The organism is Nonomuraea sediminis (genome assembly GCF_018531495.1).
GTDB classification, from domain to species: Bacteria; Actinomycetota; Actinomycetes; order Streptosporangiales; family Streptosporangiaceae; genus Nonomuraea; species Nonomuraea sediminis.
This window is the reverse complement of sequence record NZ_JAHDTI010000012.1, coordinates 1-16710: the sequence shown is the minus strand read 5'-3', so window position 1 is coordinate 16710 and position 16710 is coordinate 1. Positions and strand designations below refer to the sequence as shown.

At 70.1% G+C, this 16710-nt stretch carries 16 protein-coding genes and 2 pseudogenes; 9 read left to right on the top strand and 9 right to left on the bottom strand.

Annotated elements, in window-relative coordinates:
- Positions 1–82 precede the first annotated feature (82 nt).
- On the bottom strand, positions 83–889 hold the full coding sequence (locus KIK09_RS40050; protein ID WP_250574571.1) for an SDR family oxidoreductase: 807 nt from the start codon (positions 887–889) through the stop codon (positions 83–85).
- A gap of 66 nt (positions 890–955) precedes the next feature.
- Between KIK09_RS40050 and KIK09_RS40045 the strand changes: the two genes are divergently transcribed.
- Complete coding sequence (locus KIK09_RS40045; RefSeq protein WP_214324718.1) at positions 956–1741, top strand: helix-turn-helix domain-containing protein; 786 nt, start codon at positions 956–958, stop codon at positions 1739–1741.
- Between the two features lie 1512 nt (positions 1742–3253).
- On the opposite strand, the gene KIK09_RS40040 is transcribed toward KIK09_RS40045, so the two are convergent.
- Entirely contained in the window at positions 3254–3838 is a 585-nt protein-coding gene (locus KIK09_RS40040; protein ID WP_214324717.1) for an NADPH-dependent F420 reductase, read from the bottom strand.
- A 13-nt stretch (positions 3839–3851) separates the two neighbouring features.
- The gene (locus KIK09_RS40035; RefSeq protein ID WP_214324716.1) at positions 3852–4652 is read right to left on the bottom strand and encodes an inositol monophosphatase family protein; all 801 of its coding nucleotides are present in this window, start codon (positions 4650–4652) and stop codon (positions 3852–3854) included.
- Between the two features lie 67 nt (positions 4653–4719).
- Here KIK09_RS40035 and KIK09_RS40030 point away from each other — a divergent pair, with 67 nt between their 5' ends.
- The gene (locus tag KIK09_RS40030) at positions 4720–5625 is read left to right on the top strand and encodes a LysR family transcriptional regulator (RefSeq protein WP_214324715.1); all 906 of its coding nucleotides are present in this window, start codon (positions 4720–4722) and stop codon (positions 5623–5625) included.
- Positions 5626–6217: 592 nt separating this feature from the next.
- Here the strand turns inward: KIK09_RS40030 and KIK09_RS40025 are convergent.
- The 3 genes from KIK09_RS40025 to KIK09_RS40015 all read right to left on the bottom strand — a co-directional run bounded on the left by KIK09_RS40025 (position 6218) and on the right by KIK09_RS40015 (position 7515).
- The gene (locus KIK09_RS40025) at positions 6218–6406 is read right to left on the bottom strand and encodes a hypothetical protein (RefSeq protein ID WP_214324714.1); all 189 of its coding nucleotides are present in this window, start codon (positions 6404–6406) and stop codon (positions 6218–6220) included.
- Between the two features lie 216 nt (positions 6407–6622).
- Positions 6623–6868, bottom strand: a complete 246-nt coding sequence (locus tag KIK09_RS40020) for a hypothetical protein (protein ID WP_214324713.1) — start codon at positions 6866–6868, stop codon at positions 6623–6625.
- 44 nt (positions 6869–6912) lie between these two features.
- The gene (locus KIK09_RS40015) at positions 6913–7515 is read right to left on the bottom strand and encodes a TetR/AcrR family transcriptional regulator (protein ID WP_214324712.1); all 603 of its coding nucleotides are present in this window, start codon (positions 7513–7515) and stop codon (positions 6913–6915) included.
- 89 nt (positions 7516–7604) lie between these two features.
- On the opposite strand from KIK09_RS40015, the gene KIK09_RS40010 reads away from it, so the two are divergent.
- From KIK09_RS40010 to KIK09_RS39995, 4 genes are read left to right on the top strand one after another with little or no spacing between them, the layout of a single operon-like run.
- A complete protein-coding gene (locus KIK09_RS40010; RefSeq protein WP_214324711.1) occupies positions 7605–8831 on the top strand; it encodes an MFS transporter in 1227 nt (408 codons plus the stop codon).
- Complete coding sequence (locus KIK09_RS40005; RefSeq protein WP_214324710.1) at positions 8828–10003, top strand: glycoside hydrolase family 1 protein; 1176 nt, start codon at positions 8828–8830, stop codon at positions 10001–10003. Before KIK09_RS40010 ends, KIK09_RS40005 begins: the two co-directional genes overlap by 4 nt.
- Positions 9955–10932, top strand: a complete 978-nt coding sequence (locus KIK09_RS40000; protein ID WP_308164604.1) for a serine hydrolase domain-containing protein — start codon at positions 9955–9957, stop codon at positions 10930–10932. The genes KIK09_RS40005 and KIK09_RS40000 overlap by 49 nt, the downstream gene beginning before the upstream one ends.
- Positions 10929–11885: a glycoside hydrolase family 130 protein gene (locus KIK09_RS39995; RefSeq protein WP_214324708.1), complete on the top strand. Its 957-nt coding sequence runs from the start codon at positions 10929–10931 to the stop codon at positions 11883–11885. The genes KIK09_RS40000 and KIK09_RS39995 overlap by 4 nt, the downstream gene beginning before the upstream one ends.
- A gap of 128 nt (positions 11886–12013) precedes the next feature.
- Here KIK09_RS39995 and KIK09_RS58360 read toward each other — a convergent pair whose 3' ends face one another.
- The 3 genes and pseudogenes from KIK09_RS58360 to KIK09_RS39985 all read right to left on the bottom strand — a co-directional run bounded on the left by KIK09_RS58360 (position 12014) and on the right by KIK09_RS39985 (position 13280).
- Positions 12014–12157, bottom strand: a complete 144-nt coding sequence (locus KIK09_RS58360) for a M15 family metallopeptidase (RefSeq protein WP_250574570.1) — start codon at positions 12155–12157, stop codon at positions 12014–12016.
- Positions 12147–12347: pseudogene (locus tag KIK09_RS60745) on the bottom strand (transposase); the annotation flags it as partial. The pseudogene KIK09_RS60745 and the gene KIK09_RS58360, both read right to left, overlap by 11 nt.
- Before the next feature lie 129 nt (positions 12348–12476).
- Positions 12477–13280, bottom strand: coding sequence for a class I SAM-dependent methyltransferase (locus KIK09_RS39985; RefSeq protein WP_214324706.1), 804 nt, complete (start codon positions 13278–13280; stop codon positions 12477–12479).
- A gap of 166 nt (positions 13281–13446) precedes the next feature.
- Between KIK09_RS39985 and KIK09_RS39980 the strand changes: the two genes are divergently transcribed.
- The 3 genes and pseudogenes from KIK09_RS39980 to KIK09_RS39970 form a co-directional block, all read left to right on the top strand.
- A complete protein-coding gene (locus KIK09_RS39980; RefSeq protein WP_214324705.1) occupies positions 13447–14661 on the top strand; it encodes a sensor histidine kinase in 1215 nt (404 codons plus the stop codon).
- A complete protein-coding gene (locus KIK09_RS39975) occupies positions 14658–15284 on the top strand; it encodes a response regulator (protein ID WP_214324704.1) in 627 nt (208 codons plus the stop codon). Before KIK09_RS39980 ends, KIK09_RS39975 begins: the two co-directional genes overlap by 4 nt.
- Before the next feature lie 566 nt (positions 15285–15850).
- A pseudogene (locus KIK09_RS39970) lies at positions 15851–16710 on the top strand (peptidase M28); the annotation flags it as partial.

Sequence of the window (16710 nt, the reverse complement as noted above, 5' to 3'; positions counted from 1 at the left end):
ACCAGACCCAACCCTTGGAGGAGAGCGCCCTGCCGCTGCCGCAGATCCCCCGCCCCGTGGGTGGGGATGCGGTCGGACAGGGTCACGCCGTCTCGGCCAGTTCGCGCCACTGTTGCCAGGTGGCGAGCCGCTGCTGGTAGACCCTCTCGGCGATCGGGTACGGGTAGCTGCCGAGGAACAGCCGCAGCGGCGGCTCGGGCACGTCGACCAGGCTGAGGATGACCTCCGCGGTGACCGACGGGTCGCGCGGCGCGCGGGCGGTGGCGCCGGCCCGGCGGGCCTGCCGGATCGGCTCGTAGGCCGCGATCGGGGTGGTGTGCGCAGCCGACGCCCCAGCCCAGTCGGTGCCGTACGGCCCTGGCTCGACAATCGTCACCTTGATACCGAGCGGGCCGACCTCCTGAGCCAGGGCCTCGCTCATCCCCTCAAGGGCCCACTTGGAGGCGTTGTAGAGGCCCAGCGTCGGGAATGCGGCGATGCCGCCGATGCTGGAGACCTGGACGAGGTGCCCGCTACCCTGCGTCCGCATGATCGGCAGAGCGGCTTGGGTTACCCAGAGCGGGCCGAACAGGTTGGTCTCGATCTGGGCCCGGGCCTGCTCCTCGGTAGTCTCCTCGATCATGCCGAACAGGCCGTAGCCGGCGTTGTTGACGACCACGTCCAAGCCGTCGAAGGCTTCTGCGGCGCGGTCAACCGCGGCGAAGACCTGAGCCCGGTCGGTCACGTCGAGCGCGATCGGCAGGAGGCGGTCGCCGTAGGTCTCGGCCAGGTCGTTGAGCGTCTCGGGCCGGCGTGCCGTCGCGGCGACCCGGTCACCGCGTTCGAGTGCCGCGACTGTCCACGTGTGTCCGAAGCCGCGTGAGGCCCCTGTGATGAACCATGTCTTCATGGCCTCGACGATGCCCCGGCGCAGCATCGCCAGCCAGCACCCAGGCAGGGATACCCTCGACAAGCGATGACACGCGACAATCTTCTCGGAGAGTTCCTCCAGGCGCGCCGGGCCCGCGTGCGGCCGGGTGAGGTGGGGCTTGCGTCCTACGGCCGGCGCCGAGTGCCCGGGCTGCGCCGCGACGAGCTCGCGCAGCTGGCCGGCGTCTCCGTCCAGTACCTGACAAGGCTGGAACAGGGTGTCGACCGGCGTCCGTCCCCACAGGTCTTGGAGGCGTTGGCGACGGCGCTGGACCTCGACCCGGACGCAGCCGCTCACCTGCGTGTCCTGGCCGCCCCACCATCTGAACCACACAGGGCCCGCGAGGTCAGTATCGAGGTGCAGCAATTGCTCGACTCGTGGGGCAGCACTCCTGCGTACGTCCGCGACGGCCGTTTCGACGTGCTGATGGCCAACAAGGCGGCCATGGCGCTCTCCCCGATGTACCACCCTGGTCGCAACCTTGTCCGCGACGTGTTCCTCGATCCCGCCGCCCGCAGCTTGTTCCCGGACTGGTCGGACATCGCCGAACAGACAGTCGCGGCCCTGCGGGCGGCAGCCGATCCGCGCGACCCACGGACCGCCGCGCTCGTGGCCGAGTTGCAGTCCCATGAGGGTTTTCGCCGCCTGTGGGGCCGACACGACGTACGACCGTCCCGCAACGAGATCAAGCGGTTCGATCACCCCGACGCCGGCCGCCTGACCCTGCGCCGGCAGACCCTCACCATCGCCGGAGCGGAGGACCAGGTGATCATCGTCTACCAGCCAGAGCCCGGCAGTTCCTCGGCCGATGCCCTGGCAAGGCTGCTCTAGCTCGGCACTGACGTTGCGGTGTTTACGCACCGCACATCTGGTCATAGTAGGGACCGGGCCGCAGCTGATCACCGTATCCGGCTGTACTCAGGGAATTCGCGCTGAGCCGCCGACAACGTCCGCGACGCTCGCTCATGGCTCATGTGGCCGCGAAGCGAGCGTTCGAGGAGCACGACCAAAGGATGATCGGCCACTAGTCGCGCTCGACGTTGACCACGGCCGAGCCGAAGGGCCCGAGCTCGCCCGGCCGGATGGCCAGGAGCCCAGTGCCGCCCTGGGCCCGGTCCGGGCGCCGATCACCGCGCGCTGGCCTGCCCTCGCGGCCCGGGGCGGGACCAGGCCGAGGAGCCGGGTATCGGGTTGGGCCGATCCTGCGCCGAGCGCCGGACTCTTCCCAGGACGCCCAGCCGAAAGAACCCATGCTCGGCGAGGCCTTCGTCACCTGCCGTAGCCTACGCAAAAGCTCCAATTGTGCCCTTGGTGGGCGCACCCCCGGGGGCTTCCAAAGTTCTCTTCGGGGGTGTGGTCATATCCAGCCGAGAATTCCCGCTAAGGCGACGTGATGTCCCCGCCCTGGTTCGCCCACGCCGGCAGCATGGGCGTGACGGATGACGGATCGTTGGGAGGTTGTGCGTGCCGCGTCCGAGTTTCGCATCGCGTGCTGCCTGTGTGCCAAGCCCATCCCCAAGTCCCAGTGTTGAGCGCCGATTTGTTGTCAGCGGTGGCGGCGGCGGCTTCGGGGGTGACGTTGGTGGGCCAGGAGGTTGCATCCGTCCCACCTCCAGACTGTGATCGGCCACCAACGGGGTGGTCCCAGTGAGCATGGTGGTGCTTGCAATGGCGGCAGTGGATGTGTCGAGGATCGATCGTCGCGTGCGGGGCGAGGTGGAACGGAGGGGTCTTTTCCTCGTCTCACCTGCCCCGGAGCCCGACCTGCCGGATACGTTCGTCTTCGTATGCACGGACCCGGACCCGGGAGACTGCGGCTTCACCACGGTGGGACAGGTGTCCACAGCGACGGGTTCAACCACATCGTCTACGCGATGGACGGTCGCAAGACCGGGGTGGCGGTATCGCTCTCCCAGATCCGGGGCTTTTTCCCGACTTGGCCCGACACAACCCCCACTGTCGGGGACAGGCAGCGACGGGAGCCACAAAGAAGATCCCCGGGGATTCCTCACCATTGGGTTAACTCGGCACCACCGACCCGGGCACAAGGGAAACCTTGACGAGCCGAAATCCCATCTGCTGCTTCTGCTACCTGACAGTCGACCTTGAGCAAGACCAGCAAGCAGTCGAGCTGCCGCCTCGGGCCGGCACATTCGGATGAGACCCGGAAACTGGTCTATGCACACTCGAACTGTCTGAGAACGAGCTACACCCAAAGCAAAGAGCCCTCACCAGGCACGACAGATAGCGCCGCACGAATCACGCCAGATACCGATGCAAGTCGCATGCGTGCGGCCCGTCGCCAGCGGTGACGTCACGACAGAAAGATCGCCAGAGCCTGGTTCAGCGGGCGATCGAGACTGCGAAAGGCCGGAATCCCTGGGCACGGATCACGTGGGGGACGAACAGCATCGCCGCCTCTGTGGCCCGTGCCGTCTCGATCCCGCCAAGGTCCATGATCCACTCGCCGGGCCAGCCCAGATCCTCGAGCAGGCCGCGAACGAGGTGCTTTGCCGCTGAGTCCTCGCCGGAGACGAAGGCCGTCGGAGGGTAGGTCAGAGCGCGCGGATCGGTCATGACGGGAAACAGCATCGTGTTGAGGGTCTTGACCACGCGGGTGCCCGGCAGGGCCCGCTGCAGCTGCTCGGCGAGGCTCGATCCCGGGTAGCAGAGCCCTGCGGGAAGTCCCTCCGGGCCGTCCACCGTCGCGTTGGCGACGTCAATGAGGATCTTGCCGTCCAGGCGGTCGCGCAGGTCGCCAAGCTGTTCGAGAGAGCTGTCGCCCGGGGTCGCGTTGATCACAACCTGCGCGGTCAGCGCCGCGTCGAGCGCATCGCGGCGACCGACGGCCACCTCGTGCCCGGCCTTCTCGAACGCCGCCGCGAGGTTGGTACCGACACGACCCGCCCCGAGTATTCCGATGTTCATTGTGGTGATCCCTTCACTGGTTCGACAGCGTCGCGATGGCCTCTGCGTGCAAACCCGGCGCGGCGGCCAGGAAGGTCTCGCTCTCCAGCGTCCACGGTTTTCCGTCCGCGTCTGTGATCACGCCACCCGCCTCGGCGACCAGCAGCGCGCCGGGTAGCAGATCCGCCCGCGCGCCCGCGAACTGCCAGAACGCGTCCATCCGCCCCGCGGCCACGTTGAGCAGATGCAGCGTCGCCGGAACCGAGACCCGCACCACCAGCGCGGCGCCGAGCATCGCCGTGATCGAGGCACCGATCCGGCGCAGCGTCTCCGGGTCCTCGCCCGGCCGGGCCTGGCTGGTGCCCACGAGGCCCAGACCCAGGCTGGTCTTGCCCGAGACCCGCAGCGGGCGCCCGTCGAGATACGCGCCTTGGCCCGCGAGGGCGGTGTAGGTCTCGCCGGTCAGCGGCAGGTGCACAACGGTGAACTCAGGCCGGTTGTCCCGCACCAGGGTGGCCGTGACCGCCCAGTCCGTCATGCCATGGACGTGGTTGACGTTGCCCTCGGCCGGATCGACGACCCACCACTCGCCGGGCGGCACGGAGCCGCCTTCCAGTTCCTGATCGACCCACCCGGCGCCAGGCCGGGCTGCAAGCAGTCGGGGCTTGAGGTCCCCGAGCACGACTTCGTCGTTGGCTCGCAGCATCGACATCAGGGCATCCAGCGTCCCGGGGCGGGTGTCGGCGGAGAAGCGGTCGCGCAGCCCGACCGCGGCCGCGCGGACGGCGATCGCGGTCTGGGCGAGCGTGTCCACATACTGGTTCGTTTCGCTCATGGCATCGACGGTAGGAGGCTTAGTAGTTAACTTCAAATGCATGTAAGTCACCTATAGGATTACTCGTATGCAATTGGATTTGAACCTGCTCGCCGCCCTGGACGCCCTGCTGGAGGAGGGCAGCGTGGCCGGAGCCGCCGACCGGCTGCACGTCACATCGCCTGCGATGAGCCGCACCCTGGGCCGGATCCGGCGCGCGACGGGAGATCAGATCCTGGTACGCACCGGCCGTACGATGACTCCGACGCCCTACGCGATCTCCGTGCGTTCGCACGTCCACGAGCTCTTGCAACAGGCGCACCTGGTGCTCTCACCCTCGCACGCGCTCGACCTGTCGACGCTCGAACGCACCTTCACATTGCGCTGGCACGACTCCATCGTCGGCACATGCGGCCCCGCCCTACTCGCGGCCGTGCGCGAGCAGGCTCCGGGTGTAATGCTGCGATTCGTCGCCGAGTCCATGACGGACACGCCCGAGTTGCGGCGCGGTGAAGTCGACCTCGAATTCAACGCGAACCAGCCGACGTCCCCTGAGATCCGGTATGAGCAGGTGGCCGAGGACCGTCTCGCGCTGGCGGTGCGTCCCGGCCACCCGCTCACCCACAGCGAGCTCACTGCCGAACGGTATGCGTCCGTCGCCGACCACATCACGGTCTCGCGGCGGGGGCGGCTCAGCGATACGGTGGACGAGGCACTTGCCCGACTCGGCCTGAGCCGCCGGGTGGTGGCGACGGCGCCCACCGGGACCACCGCGCTCCAACTCATCCGCGACAGCGACCTCGTCGTCACCGTGCCCGAGCTCGTCGCCCGCTCCGCCGTGGCCGACCTAGGCCTCCGGGTCCTCCCGCTCCCCCTCGAGATGCCGCCGATCCCGCTGTACCTGTCCTGGCATCAGCGCTACGAGAACGACCGGGCCCACGCCTGGCTACGAGACCTCACCCGCAGCGCGATGCGGTGCGCCGCCGCATGGTAGCGAGTCGCGGGCCAACGGTTAGCCCCATCGCCTCGAGTAGGCCGGGACACCCCTCTCGCGGGCGATGCCAATGAGTGCGGGCCCGAAGCGCGATCGCCCTGGCCGTGCACCAACGAAGCGAGCCGCACCGCCAACACCCGCACTCCGCACGCCGCGTCTTCGCGTCTAACCTGTGGCTTCACGGCGACGGCGAGCCCGGTGCGAGCCCTCGGAAAATGACAGCGAGAATCGGATCCCACACGTATGTAGGTTCCGTGTTTCGGTGTCGCATGCTGGCTCTGTGAGCTGGACGTTTTGGCGGTTCCGCGCTCCGTGTCACCTTGATCGTTCCGTGCTGGGTGGAATTTCCTCGGCGTCCGGCGGAAAGACGGCACTTGTGGAATCAGCCTCGGCGTCCATTGATCTGCGGGTGCTGGCGCCGCCGCTTGGGCGGAGCGGGACGCCCAGGTCGTGGGCTCGGAGCGCACCCACCGAGCAGTGGGTCTGCGCCTGCCGAAAATTCCATCCATGCAGTTCAAGCGGCATGTGAGTACTCGTGGAGGACTCCGCCGAGCCGGTCTCGCCGGCGGATGGTCAAGCTTGGGATCAGTGATCAAATCCGGGACGGCGCGAGAGCTTGATGGGCTCGGTGCCGGTTGTAGAACTGCTCGTACTCGCGCAGGGCCTGCCGCAGCACCATCCCCGTTGCCTTCTGGGTGATGTCCTCCTCGGCGATCATGTCCTTGATCGCCTGGGCCTCCTCCAGCGGCGAAAGGTCGTCGCGCTGGACGGCCGAGGTCATGGTTGATGCGACCCGCCCTCTGCTACGAACCCGCCGCCACCGCACTCACCACTGTGGCTGCGCTGATCGTCCTCCCGAAGACGGACTGGAGTTACTCATCGTGCAACCGCGGAACGCCTCGACAGAACTCCCACTGTGATGCACCCTCGCATCACGGGCCCTACTCCTGGGGTGTCGCGGTTGACGTTCAGTAACCTGTGGGGCTCAAATATTTGGTCACCGCATGAACCGAGTATTCGAGCCCCACACCGTGCGCCCGCCGCGCGCGTGCGCGACGCGCTGATGGCCGTGAACCTGCCGGCGATCCGCGGCGTCGAGCGGCACCGCGGCCCGACCCTCGTGTTCGCGCACAACCTGCACCCTCCAGCGGCGTCCCGTCTCGATGGGCATGGGCGACATGGACGTCGAGTTCCCCAGCGTCGGCGCGATCATGGCCGCTGTGTCCGACCCGTACTCGTTCATCGCCACGGCGCTGCGACGCGGTGCTCCACGTCGCATGGCGGGACCTACTGGGCGGCGGCGGCCGTCGCCGCCTGGAGGAGCTGGGCCAGGCGGTCGAGGTCACCCTCCAGGTCGACGTCGGGGTCGAGCAGCCACTGGGCCTGGAGGCCGTCGGAGGCGGCGATCAGGATGCGCGCCGCGAACGCGGGATCGACCCGCGGCGCGGGCGCGCCGGGCCGCGTCTCGGCCGAGCGCCGGAACTTGCGGGTGAGGAGGTCGCGCAGTTCGGGGTAACGGCGGGTGAAGAACCGGTGGGCCGCGTGGCCGGGGTCAGGGGCGGCCGCGGTCATCTCCAGGAACAGCCGGACCAGGCCCGGCGTCTTGGCGGTGTGGGCGGTCACCGCGGCGAGGTCGTCGACGGGCCCGTCGGGGTCGAAGGTGGCCCGGTCGGCGGCGTCGCGCTCGGCGAGGATCGCCACGAACAGCTCGTCGCGGGCCGGGAAGTAGTGCAGCAGGCCACGCTCGCTCAGCTCGGCACGTTGCGCGATCGCCCGCAGGGACGGCCCGGCGCTGTCGCTGTCGGCGTAGGCGGCGAGCGCCTCCTTCAGGATCTGCTGCCGCTTGGCGATCCCCTTGGCGTACGGGCCGCGGCGAGTGGTCTGGGCCATGGACCCGACAGTACTAGCCATCAAAAACACAGTATCACTGGGTTTTGGTGCTAGCGTGTCGGCACGCCCCCCGCGCTAGGAGATCGCCGATGGCCGAGACCCGTACCGTCGCCCGTGCCGAGGTGCCGCTCGGCAGACTCGGGCCGTTCCTGCTGCTCGGCCAGCTCGCCTGGGCGCTGCCGGGTGCGGCGAGCGGCACCCTGCTCGCCGCGTTGCTGGCCACCGCCGCGCCGGAGCACAAGGTGGCGGTCTTCACCGCGTACTCGGTGGCGGGGGCGGTGACCAGCGCGATCGGCACCGTGCTCGGCGGGCTGCTGTCCGACCGCACGCGCAGCCGCCTGGGCCGGCGCTCGCCCTGGCTGCTCGGGTCCGCCCTGCTCTCGGCGGCGGCCCTGACCGCGGCCGGGCTCACCACCGACCTCGTGCTGATCGGGGTCTGCAACGCGGTGTTCCAGCTCGGCGTCGGCGCCTGGACGGCCGCGCTGTCGGCGCTGATCCCCGACCACGTGTCGGCCAGGGCGGTGGGCCGGGCGTCGTCGTTCGCTGGGTTCGGCTTCCTGCTCGGGCAGACCGCGGGCGGGATCGTGGCCGGCGCGTTGGTGACCTCGCCCGTACGCGGGCTGATCGTCGTACCGTGGATCATGGTGGTGGCCGCGGTCGTGGTCGCGCTCGCCGTGCCCGGCCGGGACAACCGGGACGAGCCGCGGCCCCCGGGCGGCCGGATCGTGCCGCGCGACCTGCTGCCGCCCTCGTCCCGTGACTTCTGGCTCGCCTTCGCCGGGCGGTTCCTGTTCATCCTGGCGATCCTGATGATCACTGTGTTCCAGCTCTACCTGCTCACCGACTACCTGCGGCTGCCCATCGAGGAGGCGGGCCGGGTCGTCGGTCTCGCGACGTTGCTCGTGGGCGCGCTGTCGGCCGTCTCGGTGGTCGTCGCGGGCGTGCTGAGCGACCGGCTGGGGCGGCTGAAGCCCGTGGTCGGGGGCGCGCCGGTGCTGCTGGCGGCCGGTCTCGTCCCGCTGCTCGCCGCGCCCAGCCTGGCCACCGACCTGGTCTTCTTCGCGATCGTGGGGGTGACGCTGGGAGCGTACCTGTCGGTCGATCAGGCGCTGATGGTCGCGGTGCTGCCCGATCGCGAGACCGCCGCCCGCGACCTCGGGGTGCTGAGCATCGGCTCGACCCTGCCCGGCGTCGTCGCGCCCGTCGTGGGCGGCGCGCTCGCCGGGGCGGTCGGCTATCTGGCAGTCTTCGTGGCCGCCCTCGTCCTGGCGGTGGCGGCGGCCGCCGTCGTCCTCGGAATCAGGAGTGTTCGATGACCCGTTTCCCGTCCGGCTTCCTGTGGGGTGTCGCGACCGGCGCGCACCAGACCGAGGGCGGCAACGTCGCCAGCGACTGGTGGTACCGCGAGAACCGGCCCGGCACGAACGTCGCCGAGCGCTGCGGCGACGCCGTGGACAGTTACCACCGCTGGCCGGAGGACCTCGACCTCGCCGCCGGAGCCGGGTTCACCGACTACCGGTTCGGCGTCGAGTGGTCCCGGATCGAGCCCGCCGACGGCCACGTGTCGCCGGCGGCCGTCGCGCACTACCGGCGCGTGGTGGAGGGCGCGGTGGCGCGCGGGCTGCGGCCGATGGCGACGCTGCACCACTTCACGCTGCCGTTGTGGTTCGCCGCCGGCGGCGGCTGGCTGCGCCCCGACGCCTCCGACCGGTTCCTGCGGTATGTCGACGCGCTCGCCCCCGTCCTCGACGCCGGCGTCGCGTACGTGGAGACGATCAACGAGCCCAACATCGTCGCCGTCTTCCCGAAGCTGGCCGCCTCCGGCGGGCTGGCCCGCGGCCTGCCCGTACCGGACGAGGCCACCGCCGAGGCCATGATCGCGGTCCACCGGGCCACGGTCGCCCGGCTGCGCGCGAACCATCCCGGCCTGCGGGTCGGCTGGGGCGTCTCGGTCCAGGACTACCAGGCCGAGCCGGGCGCCGAGGCGGCGCTGGAGGCGTACGCCGAGCCGCGCGACCAGATGTTCCTGCGCGCGAGCGCCGGGGACGACTTCGTCGGCGTGCAGACGTACACCGGCGCACGGGTGCTCGCGGACGGCTCGGTGGCCGGGAACAGGGCGACCGAGCGCACGCAGACCGGCTGGGAGTTCACCCCGGCCGCGCTGGGCGGTGCGGTGCGCCGGGTGGCCCGCGTGCTGCCCGACGTGCCGATCGTCGTCACGGAGAACGGGGTCGCGACCGCCGACGACGCCCGCAGGATCGTGTACACGACGGGCGCGCTGGAGTCGCTGCGCGCCGCGATGGACGACGGCGCCGACGTCCGCGGCTACTTCCACTGGAGCCTGCTGGACAACTGGGAGTGGGGGCACTGGGGGCCGACGTTCGGCCTGGTCGCCGTGGACCGCGCCACCTTCGCCCGGCTGCCGAAGCCGTCGCTGGCGTGGCTGGGCTCGCTCGCACCGACGCGGACGCCCGGGGAGGGCGCGTGACCGGTCGGAGTCGCCGCGCCCGAGGAGGTCGGCCTCTCGCCGGAGGGCCTGGACCGGGTCGACGCCGCCGTACGGCGGAAGATCGACGAGGGCGTCATCGCGACGGCAAGATCGTACGCACCAGCGCGATGGGGCTCGACCGCCGCTTCCCGCGCACCCCGATCCGCACCGACACGATCTTCCGCATCTTCTCGATGACGAAACCGGTCACCGGCCTGGCCATGGGCATCCTCGCCGACCGCGGCCTGTGGCGTCCGGACGACGCCGTCGCCGACCACCTGCCCGAGCTCCGGAACCTCCGCGTCGTCACCGGCTTCGACGACCGCGGCGCGCCGATTCTGGCCGACCCCGTCCACCCGCCGACCATGCGCGAGCTCATGACGCACACCGCGGGTTTCACGTACGGACGGGACAGGTCCGACCCTCTCAGGCCGCTCTACCGGAAGGAGCGGCCGCTGCGCGCCCGCGACCTCGACGACCTGGTCGCCCGCGTGAGCCGGCTCCCGCTCGCCTACCAGCCGGGTACGAGCCGGCGCTACAGCATCTCCATGGACCTGCAGGGCGCGATCGTCGAACGCCTCAGCGGTCAGTCGCTGCCGGACTTCTTCCGCGAGCACATCGTCGAGCCGCTCGGCATGACCGACACCGCGTTCCACACCCCGCCCGGCAAGCGCCGCGCTGTACTTCACAGGCGGCCCGCTGCTGCCGGTGCCGAACCCGCTCGCCCCCGACTGGAGTGCCCTGCCCGCCGCCGCGATGAGCGGGATGGGGCTGGTCTCGACGATCGGCGACTACGCGCGGTTCGCTCAACTGCTGCTCGATCGGGGCGAATGGCACGGCCGCTCGGCATGATCCAGCTCCTGTCCAACGCGGCGCCGCCGCTGCAGAAGATCACCCAGGCCCTCCTCGACCCCGGGACGCCCTCATGACCGCCTCCTTCCCGCTCGGCCCGTTCGAGCCGCACCCCGCCAACCCGGTCCTGCGCCCGCGCGGCGACGGCTGGGAGTCGGCGAACGTCTACAACCCGGCCGCGATCGTCGCCGGCGACCGGGTCGCGCTGCTCTACCGCGCGCACGCCGCCGACCGCGTCTCCCGGATCGGGCTCGCCTGGAGCGAGGACGGCGTCCGGTTCGACCGCGAGGACGACCCGGTACTCGTGCCCGAGCACGACTACGAGCGGGCCGGCTGCGAGGACCCACGCGTCGCGCTGGTGGCGGGCACGTACTACCTGACGTACACCGGGTTCGACGGGACGCGGGCGCAGCTGTGCCTGGCCACCTCACCCGACCTGCGTTCCTGGACCAAGCACGGACCGCTCTTCCCCGGCTTCAACACCTGGAAGACCCTGCCGTACGGCCCTGACCAGCCGTGGAGCAAGGCCGGCGTGATCCACGACGAGCCGATCGGCGGCCGGTACTGGATGTGGTTCGGCGAGGGCACCGTCCACGCGGCCACCTCCACCGACCTGCTGCGCTGGACCCCGGTCGCGGACGACGAGCACCCCATGCACTCCCCCACCCCCGGCCAGTGGGACGCCTCCCTCGTCGAGATCGGCGCTCCCCCGGTGCTCACTCCCGACGGCCTGCTGGTCTTCCTGACCAACGGCGCGACCGCCTCTTCGCCGAAGGACGTCGACTACCGATGCGGCCAGATCGCCGTCTCCCTCGCCGACCCGGCGACCGTCGTGGCCCGCACCCCGGAGCCGTGGCTGCGGCCGACGACCTACGAGGACACCCACGGCCTGGTCGCGAACGTCACCTTCGTCGAGGGCCTGGTGCACTTCGAGGGGCGATGGCTCGCCTACTACGGCCAGAGCGACACCACCGTCGCCGTCGCCGTCTGCGACCCTCGTACCGCGCCCCCGGCGAAAGGCCTATGGTGAACCACCTGCCCCGTGACTCCGCTTCCGCGAACTGACCGCTGGCGACCTCGACGACATGCGGCCCTCCTGGGCAGCCCGGAGGTCATGCGCTACTACCCGAGGCCGAAGACCCGCCCCCTCGACCTGGGTCAGCGAGTGCGGGACGACCACTCCTGAGGGCCGTACAGCGCGTGGCGGGCGTTCGTGGTGAAGGCCCAGTAGCGCTCGCCGAAGGACCAGTGCCACCACTCGGTCGGGTAATTGACGAAGCCGGCGGCGGCCACGGACGTCATCGCGCACGGCGTCGGCGTCCCAGCGGGCGGTGCGCGGCAGCCGCTGCAGGGTTTGCGGGCCGCTCGCGGCGGCGTGTTCGGCCAGGTTCCAGCAGTTCTTGCGGTCGATGTCGGCCAGCAGCCCGCGGACATGAGCACTGGCGGTGCGGCGCGGTTCGACGCGGTCGAACCGGCCGGCGATCCGGGCCATCAGCTCGTTGAAGATGACTATCCAGCCGTCAGGGTCTCCGCTGTGGCTCGCGGCCACCACACGATCTTTGGTTGTCCTCACAAACTCCGAATGATCACGCGGTGGCCGCCACCATACGACCCCAACGCTTCAAGATCGCGATGTGTCACTGGAGTACTCACGCCGGTTGGTGACCCGGAGCTTGGACTGGCCGTGCGGGAGTTCCTCCCAGTCTGTCATGAACTGTGCGGTCAGGCCGTGCTTCTCGGCGAGGGCGACCAGCGTCTCGGTGCGGTAGTAGAAGTCCTCCCGCAGGACGTGGTGTTCCTCTCCCTCTGTACGGTCGTAGGTGAAGTCGAACCAGCCGCCCGGCGCGAGCACCCGGCCGACGCTGGCCAGGCACTCCTCGATGACCGGGAGCGGCGAGTGCGAGAAGACACTGTGCGCGTGGACGACGTTGAAGTGGGCGTCGGGCAGGAACCGCAGGGTGAGGTCGCGCACGGGCGTCAGCATGGGGAGCCGCTTCTCCAGACCCATCTCCACGATCGTGTCCTGCGCAGCGAAGAGGATGTCCGGCGAGATGTCGATGCCGTAGTAGTGGCCAGGCTCCAGGTGCCGGATGAACCGCCAGCCGCCACGCAGGTTGCCGCACCCGATCTCCAGCATGCGGTGCTCGGGGCGCAGACCATGGCCGAGGAGGTAGTCGAACTGCATCGCGCCGAGCGCCAGCCAGCGCTCCCGGGTGCGGCTGCCGACTGCCGCGTCTGGATCCGCGCGGGTGTCGGAGCGCATCACAGCGCGGTAATAGGAGATGTGGTCGGGGTGACGGTAGCGCAGCCAGGCGTCCCGGGTGGCGCGAGCCAGATGGCGGGGCACCCGGGCGGGGTGGCGCAGGGCGTAGGCGAGGCGGTGGCGGAAGGTGGAGCGGTCGGCGATGAGGTTCTTGGCGGGCATGCAGTTCGGTGCCTTTCCGAGGTGGCCGGATCCTTGCTACCAGCCTCGGGGCGCGGGCAGGGCGTCCGGTTCGGTCAACTGGAGCAGGTTCGGGGGTGGTTCAGGTGACCCCGATGTCAGCCGATCGGATGATGCGGTCCCGTGTCCGTCACGCTAGGCATGGAGGATGGACCACACCGACCCGGACGAACGCTGGCTGGTCACGACCGTGCACGTCGCGTTCTTCCTGCTGCTCGGCTCCTCGTTCGCCCGCTTCCTGATCCGCGGTCAGGGCGGGGCGCTGACCGGCTTGGTGGTTGCACTGTTCGTGGTCTTCTGCCTGTTCTACATCCTCGGGCACTTCCTGGCTCCAGGGCCGCGACCGGGCTCCGCGCCCACCGCCCGCCATCTGGCCTGGCTGGCCTCTGTATCCGTCGTCTGGATCTTTCTCGTCGCACTCGCGCCGAGCGCCACCTGGTGTGCGATGCCTCTGCTGTTCGCCGGTGTGCACGCGCTGCCCTCACGGATCGCGGTGGCGCTGGCCGCCGTACTCACCGCTCTGGTCGTCGCCTCCGAGATACGCATGGCCGCCGGGACGCTCAACCCCAACATGGTCGTCGCCCCGATCGCCGTCGCCGCGGCCGCCACCGCCGCGCTGGTGTATCTCCAGCGGCAGGCGGCCCGGCAGCGCGCGCTGATCGACGACCTGGTCCGCGCCCGCCGTGACCTGGCGGCCACCGAGCGGCGGGCGGGTGTCCTGGCGGAGCGGCAGCGGCTGTCCAGTGAGATCCACGACACCCTCACGCAGGGCCTGTCCAGCCAGCAGATGCTGCTGCAGGCCGCGGAGCGCGTGTGGCAGACGGACCCGAACACCGCCCGCGAGCACATCCGGAAGGCGTCCGGGATTACCTCGCGCAGCCTCGCCGAGGCCCGCCGTTTCGTGCACGACCTGGCGCCGGCCGACCTCACCGAGCTTTCCCTCCCCGAAGCCCTGGGCGCGCTCGCCGAGCGGGAGAGCGGCCTGGGCCTGGCGGTGGAGTTCCGGCTCGACGGCGACCCGCCCCCTCTCCCGGAACACACCGAAGCGACGCTGCTGCGCATCGCCCAAGGCGCGCTGGCCAACGTACGCGAACACGCCACCGCGACTCGCGCCGCGCTCACCCTGACCTGTCTGGACGACCAGATCTCGCTGGACGTCGCCGACAACGGCCGGGGTTTCGACGTGGCCGCCCTGCCGACCGTGGCCGCAGGCCGGGCACGCGGCCACGGGCTGCCGGCCATGCGCATCCGGGCCAGGCAGTCCGGTGGCACACTCACGGTGGAATCCACGCCGGGCGAAGGCACGGTCGTATCGGTCGCAATCCTTCTGGTGCCCGCCCCTCACAAGGCGCCGGTCGCATGAACACGCCGATCCGTCTCCTTCTCTGCGACGACCACGCTGTCGTACGAGCCGGGCTGCGCGCCCTGCTGTCGAGCGCCGACGGCATCGAGGTGGTGGGCGAGGCCGGCAGCGGCGATGAGGCACTCGCCATGGCCGCCCGCACCCACCCGGACGTCGTGCTGATGGACCTTCAACTCGGCGACGGAATGGACGGCGTGACGGCCACGAGGAAGCTGACCGAGGGTGAGGGGCCGCGCGTCCTGGTGCTGACCATGTTCGACACCGACGCCGACATCACGCGCGCGATCGAGGCGGGCGCCACAGGGTATCTGCTGAAGGCGGCACGTCCGGACGAGCTCTTCACGGCGATCCACAGCGCGGCGTCCGGCCGTACGGCCCTGTCGGCCCCCGTGGCCGACCGCCTCCTGGCCCGAATGCGCAGCCCGCGCCCCTCCCTCTCCGAACGTGAGCACGAGATCCTCGGCCACCTCGCCCGCGGCCTGAGCAATCGCGCGATCGGGCGGGCTCTGTTCATCAGCGAGGCGACGGTGAAGACCCATCTCGGGAGGATTTACGGCAAGTTGGGGGTGGAGACCCGGGCGGGCGCAGTGGCGGTGGCCAAGGAGCGACGGCTGCTGCCCTGACGCGGGCAACACGAGCCGGCGTGCCCCCGGTCGCCCGCGCCTCTCCTCCAACTCGTCCAGCAATTCGTCGAGTTACCGCGCGTGCCGCATTGAGTCCACGAGCCGTTCCACGGTGGCGACGACCTCGTCTTCTCCGGCGCGAGCGTCATCTTCGCAGACGCTATCTTCTCCGGTAGCAGAGTCTCGTTCGCCGATGCGAAGTTCTCCGGTGGTGATGTCGACTGCACCCAAGTTGCCGAACGGTCTCACCCACCCACGGGGCTGCCTGAACAGGCGACAGTGCTGCGGCTGCCATCATCGCCGGAGTCTCAACCTGCCTAGAGTCCAGTATCTCCGCGTGCAACACCTCAGACATTGGGGAGTGTGGACGGCTGCCCGTGTAGGCCTCGGTCTCAACCCCAGCTCGTGGCCAGGAACGCCTCCTCACCCGCGGCCGTCCGTTAACGCGGGCGCCTGCCGTACGTAGAGACATATTTCCGTACGTACACCGATATCGATACGGATGTTCTTTCAGCGAGTCCGGATCTAGTGTCAAGCCGCCATCCCCCCGTACGAAAGGACCTGGCGTGAGACGCAGATCCGTTCTCGCGGCAGCCGCCGGACTGGCCGTCACGGCCGCCCTGGTGAGCCCACCGGCCGCCGCCGCACCCCCCGGCGCGAACCCGCACAACAGCCTTGCCGCCGACCCGGAAAGCCGCGCCGTGGCCGCGGCCGACCAGGCGGTCTCCAGCGGCCTGGACCAGTTACGCAAGGGACCCGAGGAGACCTACTGGCGCCGAGCCGTGACGGCCGGCGCCAGCGGCATGTTCTACGTCGCCTACGAGCGCACCTTCAAGGGCCTGCCGGTGGTCGGCGGCGACGCGGTCGTCGTCACCGACTCCCAGGGTCACGTGCGTGACACCAGCGCGGCCTCAGGGCCGGCCTCCCCGAGTCTGGGCATCCAGCCGAAGGTGAGCGCCGACAGCGCGGCGCAGGTGGCCAGGGGCAGGCTCACCCGGGTCGATGACAGCGCCGCGCCGAGGCTGGTCGTGCTCGCCTGGGGCCAGCGGCCCAGGCTCGCGTGGGAGAGCGTGGTCACCGGCCTGGCCAAGGGCGGCACGCCGAGCAAGCAGCACGTGTTCGTCGACGCCCGCACGGGCAAGGTGGCCGACTCCTACGACGAGGTGCGCGAGGGCACCGGCAACGGCTACTACTACCCGAGCTCCACGATCTCCACCAGCCAGTCGGGCTCCACCTACCGCATGGTGGACACCTCCAGGCCAGGCATCCAGTGCGGCGGGCAGAACGGCTCGCCCTACACCGGGCCGGACGACGTGTGGGGCAACAACTCCGGCACCAACTTGGAGACGGCCTGCGTGGACGCGCTCTACAGCGTGCAAAAAGAGTGGGACATGCTCCGCGACTGGCTCGGGCGTAACGGGATCGA

What these genes read in the sequence shown, in the direction of transcription:
- KIK09_RS40010 (WP_214324711.1), top strand. Translation starts at nt 7,605, where the DNA reads ATGGCCGAGACCCGTACCGTCGCCCGTGCCGAGGTGCCGCTCGGCAGA.
- KIK09_RS40035 (WP_214324716.1), bottom strand. Translation starts at nt 4,652, where the DNA reads ATGAGCGAAACGAACCAGTATGTGGACACGCTCGCCCAGACCGCGATC.
- KIK09_RS40020 (WP_214324713.1), bottom strand. Translation starts at nt 6,868, where the DNA reads ATGAACGAGTACGGGTCGGACACAGCGGCCATGATCGCGCCGACGCTG.
- KIK09_RS39985 (WP_214324706.1), bottom strand. Translation starts at nt 13,280, where the DNA reads ATGCCCGCCAAGAACCTCATCGCCGACCGCTCCACCTTCCGCCACCGC.
- KIK09_RS39975 (WP_214324704.1), top strand. Translation starts at nt 14,658, where the DNA reads ATGAACACGCCGATCCGTCTCCTTCTCTGCGACGACCACGCTGTCGTA.
- KIK09_RS40025 (WP_214324714.1), bottom strand. Translation starts at nt 6,406, where the DNA reads ATGACCTCGGCCGTCCAGCGCGACGACCTTTCGCCGCTGGAGGAGGCC.
- KIK09_RS40040 (WP_214324717.1), bottom strand. Translation starts at nt 3,838, where the DNA reads ATGAACATCGGAATACTCGGGGCGGGTCGTGTCGGTACCAACCTCGCG.
- KIK09_RS40015 (WP_214324712.1), bottom strand. Translation starts at nt 7,515, where the DNA reads ATGGCCCAGACCACTCGCCGCGGCCCGTACGCCAAGGGGATCGCCAAG.
- KIK09_RS40005 (WP_214324710.1), top strand. Translation starts at nt 8,828, where the DNA reads ATGACCCGTTTCCCGTCCGGCTTCCTGTGGGGTGTCGCGACCGGCGCG.
- KIK09_RS39995 (WP_214324708.1), top strand. Translation starts at nt 10,929, where the DNA reads ATGACCGCCTCCTTCCCGCTCGGCCCGTTCGAGCCGCACCCCGCCAAC.
- KIK09_RS40030 (WP_214324715.1), top strand. Translation starts at nt 4,720, where the DNA reads ATGCAATTGGATTTGAACCTGCTCGCCGCCCTGGACGCCCTGCTGGAG.
- KIK09_RS39980 (WP_214324705.1), top strand. Translation starts at nt 13,447, where the DNA reads ATGGACCACACCGACCCGGACGAACGCTGGCTGGTCACGACCGTGCAC.
- KIK09_RS40050 (WP_250574571.1), bottom strand. Translation starts at nt 889, where the DNA reads ATGAAGACATGGTTCATCACAGGGGCCTCACGCGGCTTCGGACACACG.
- KIK09_RS58360 (WP_250574570.1), bottom strand. Translation starts at nt 12,157, where the DNA reads ATGACGTCCGTGGCCGCCGCCGGCTTCGTCAATTACCCGACCGAGTGG.
- KIK09_RS40045 (WP_214324718.1), top strand. Translation starts at nt 956, where the DNA reads ATGACACGCGACAATCTTCTCGGAGAGTTCCTCCAGGCGCGCCGGGCC.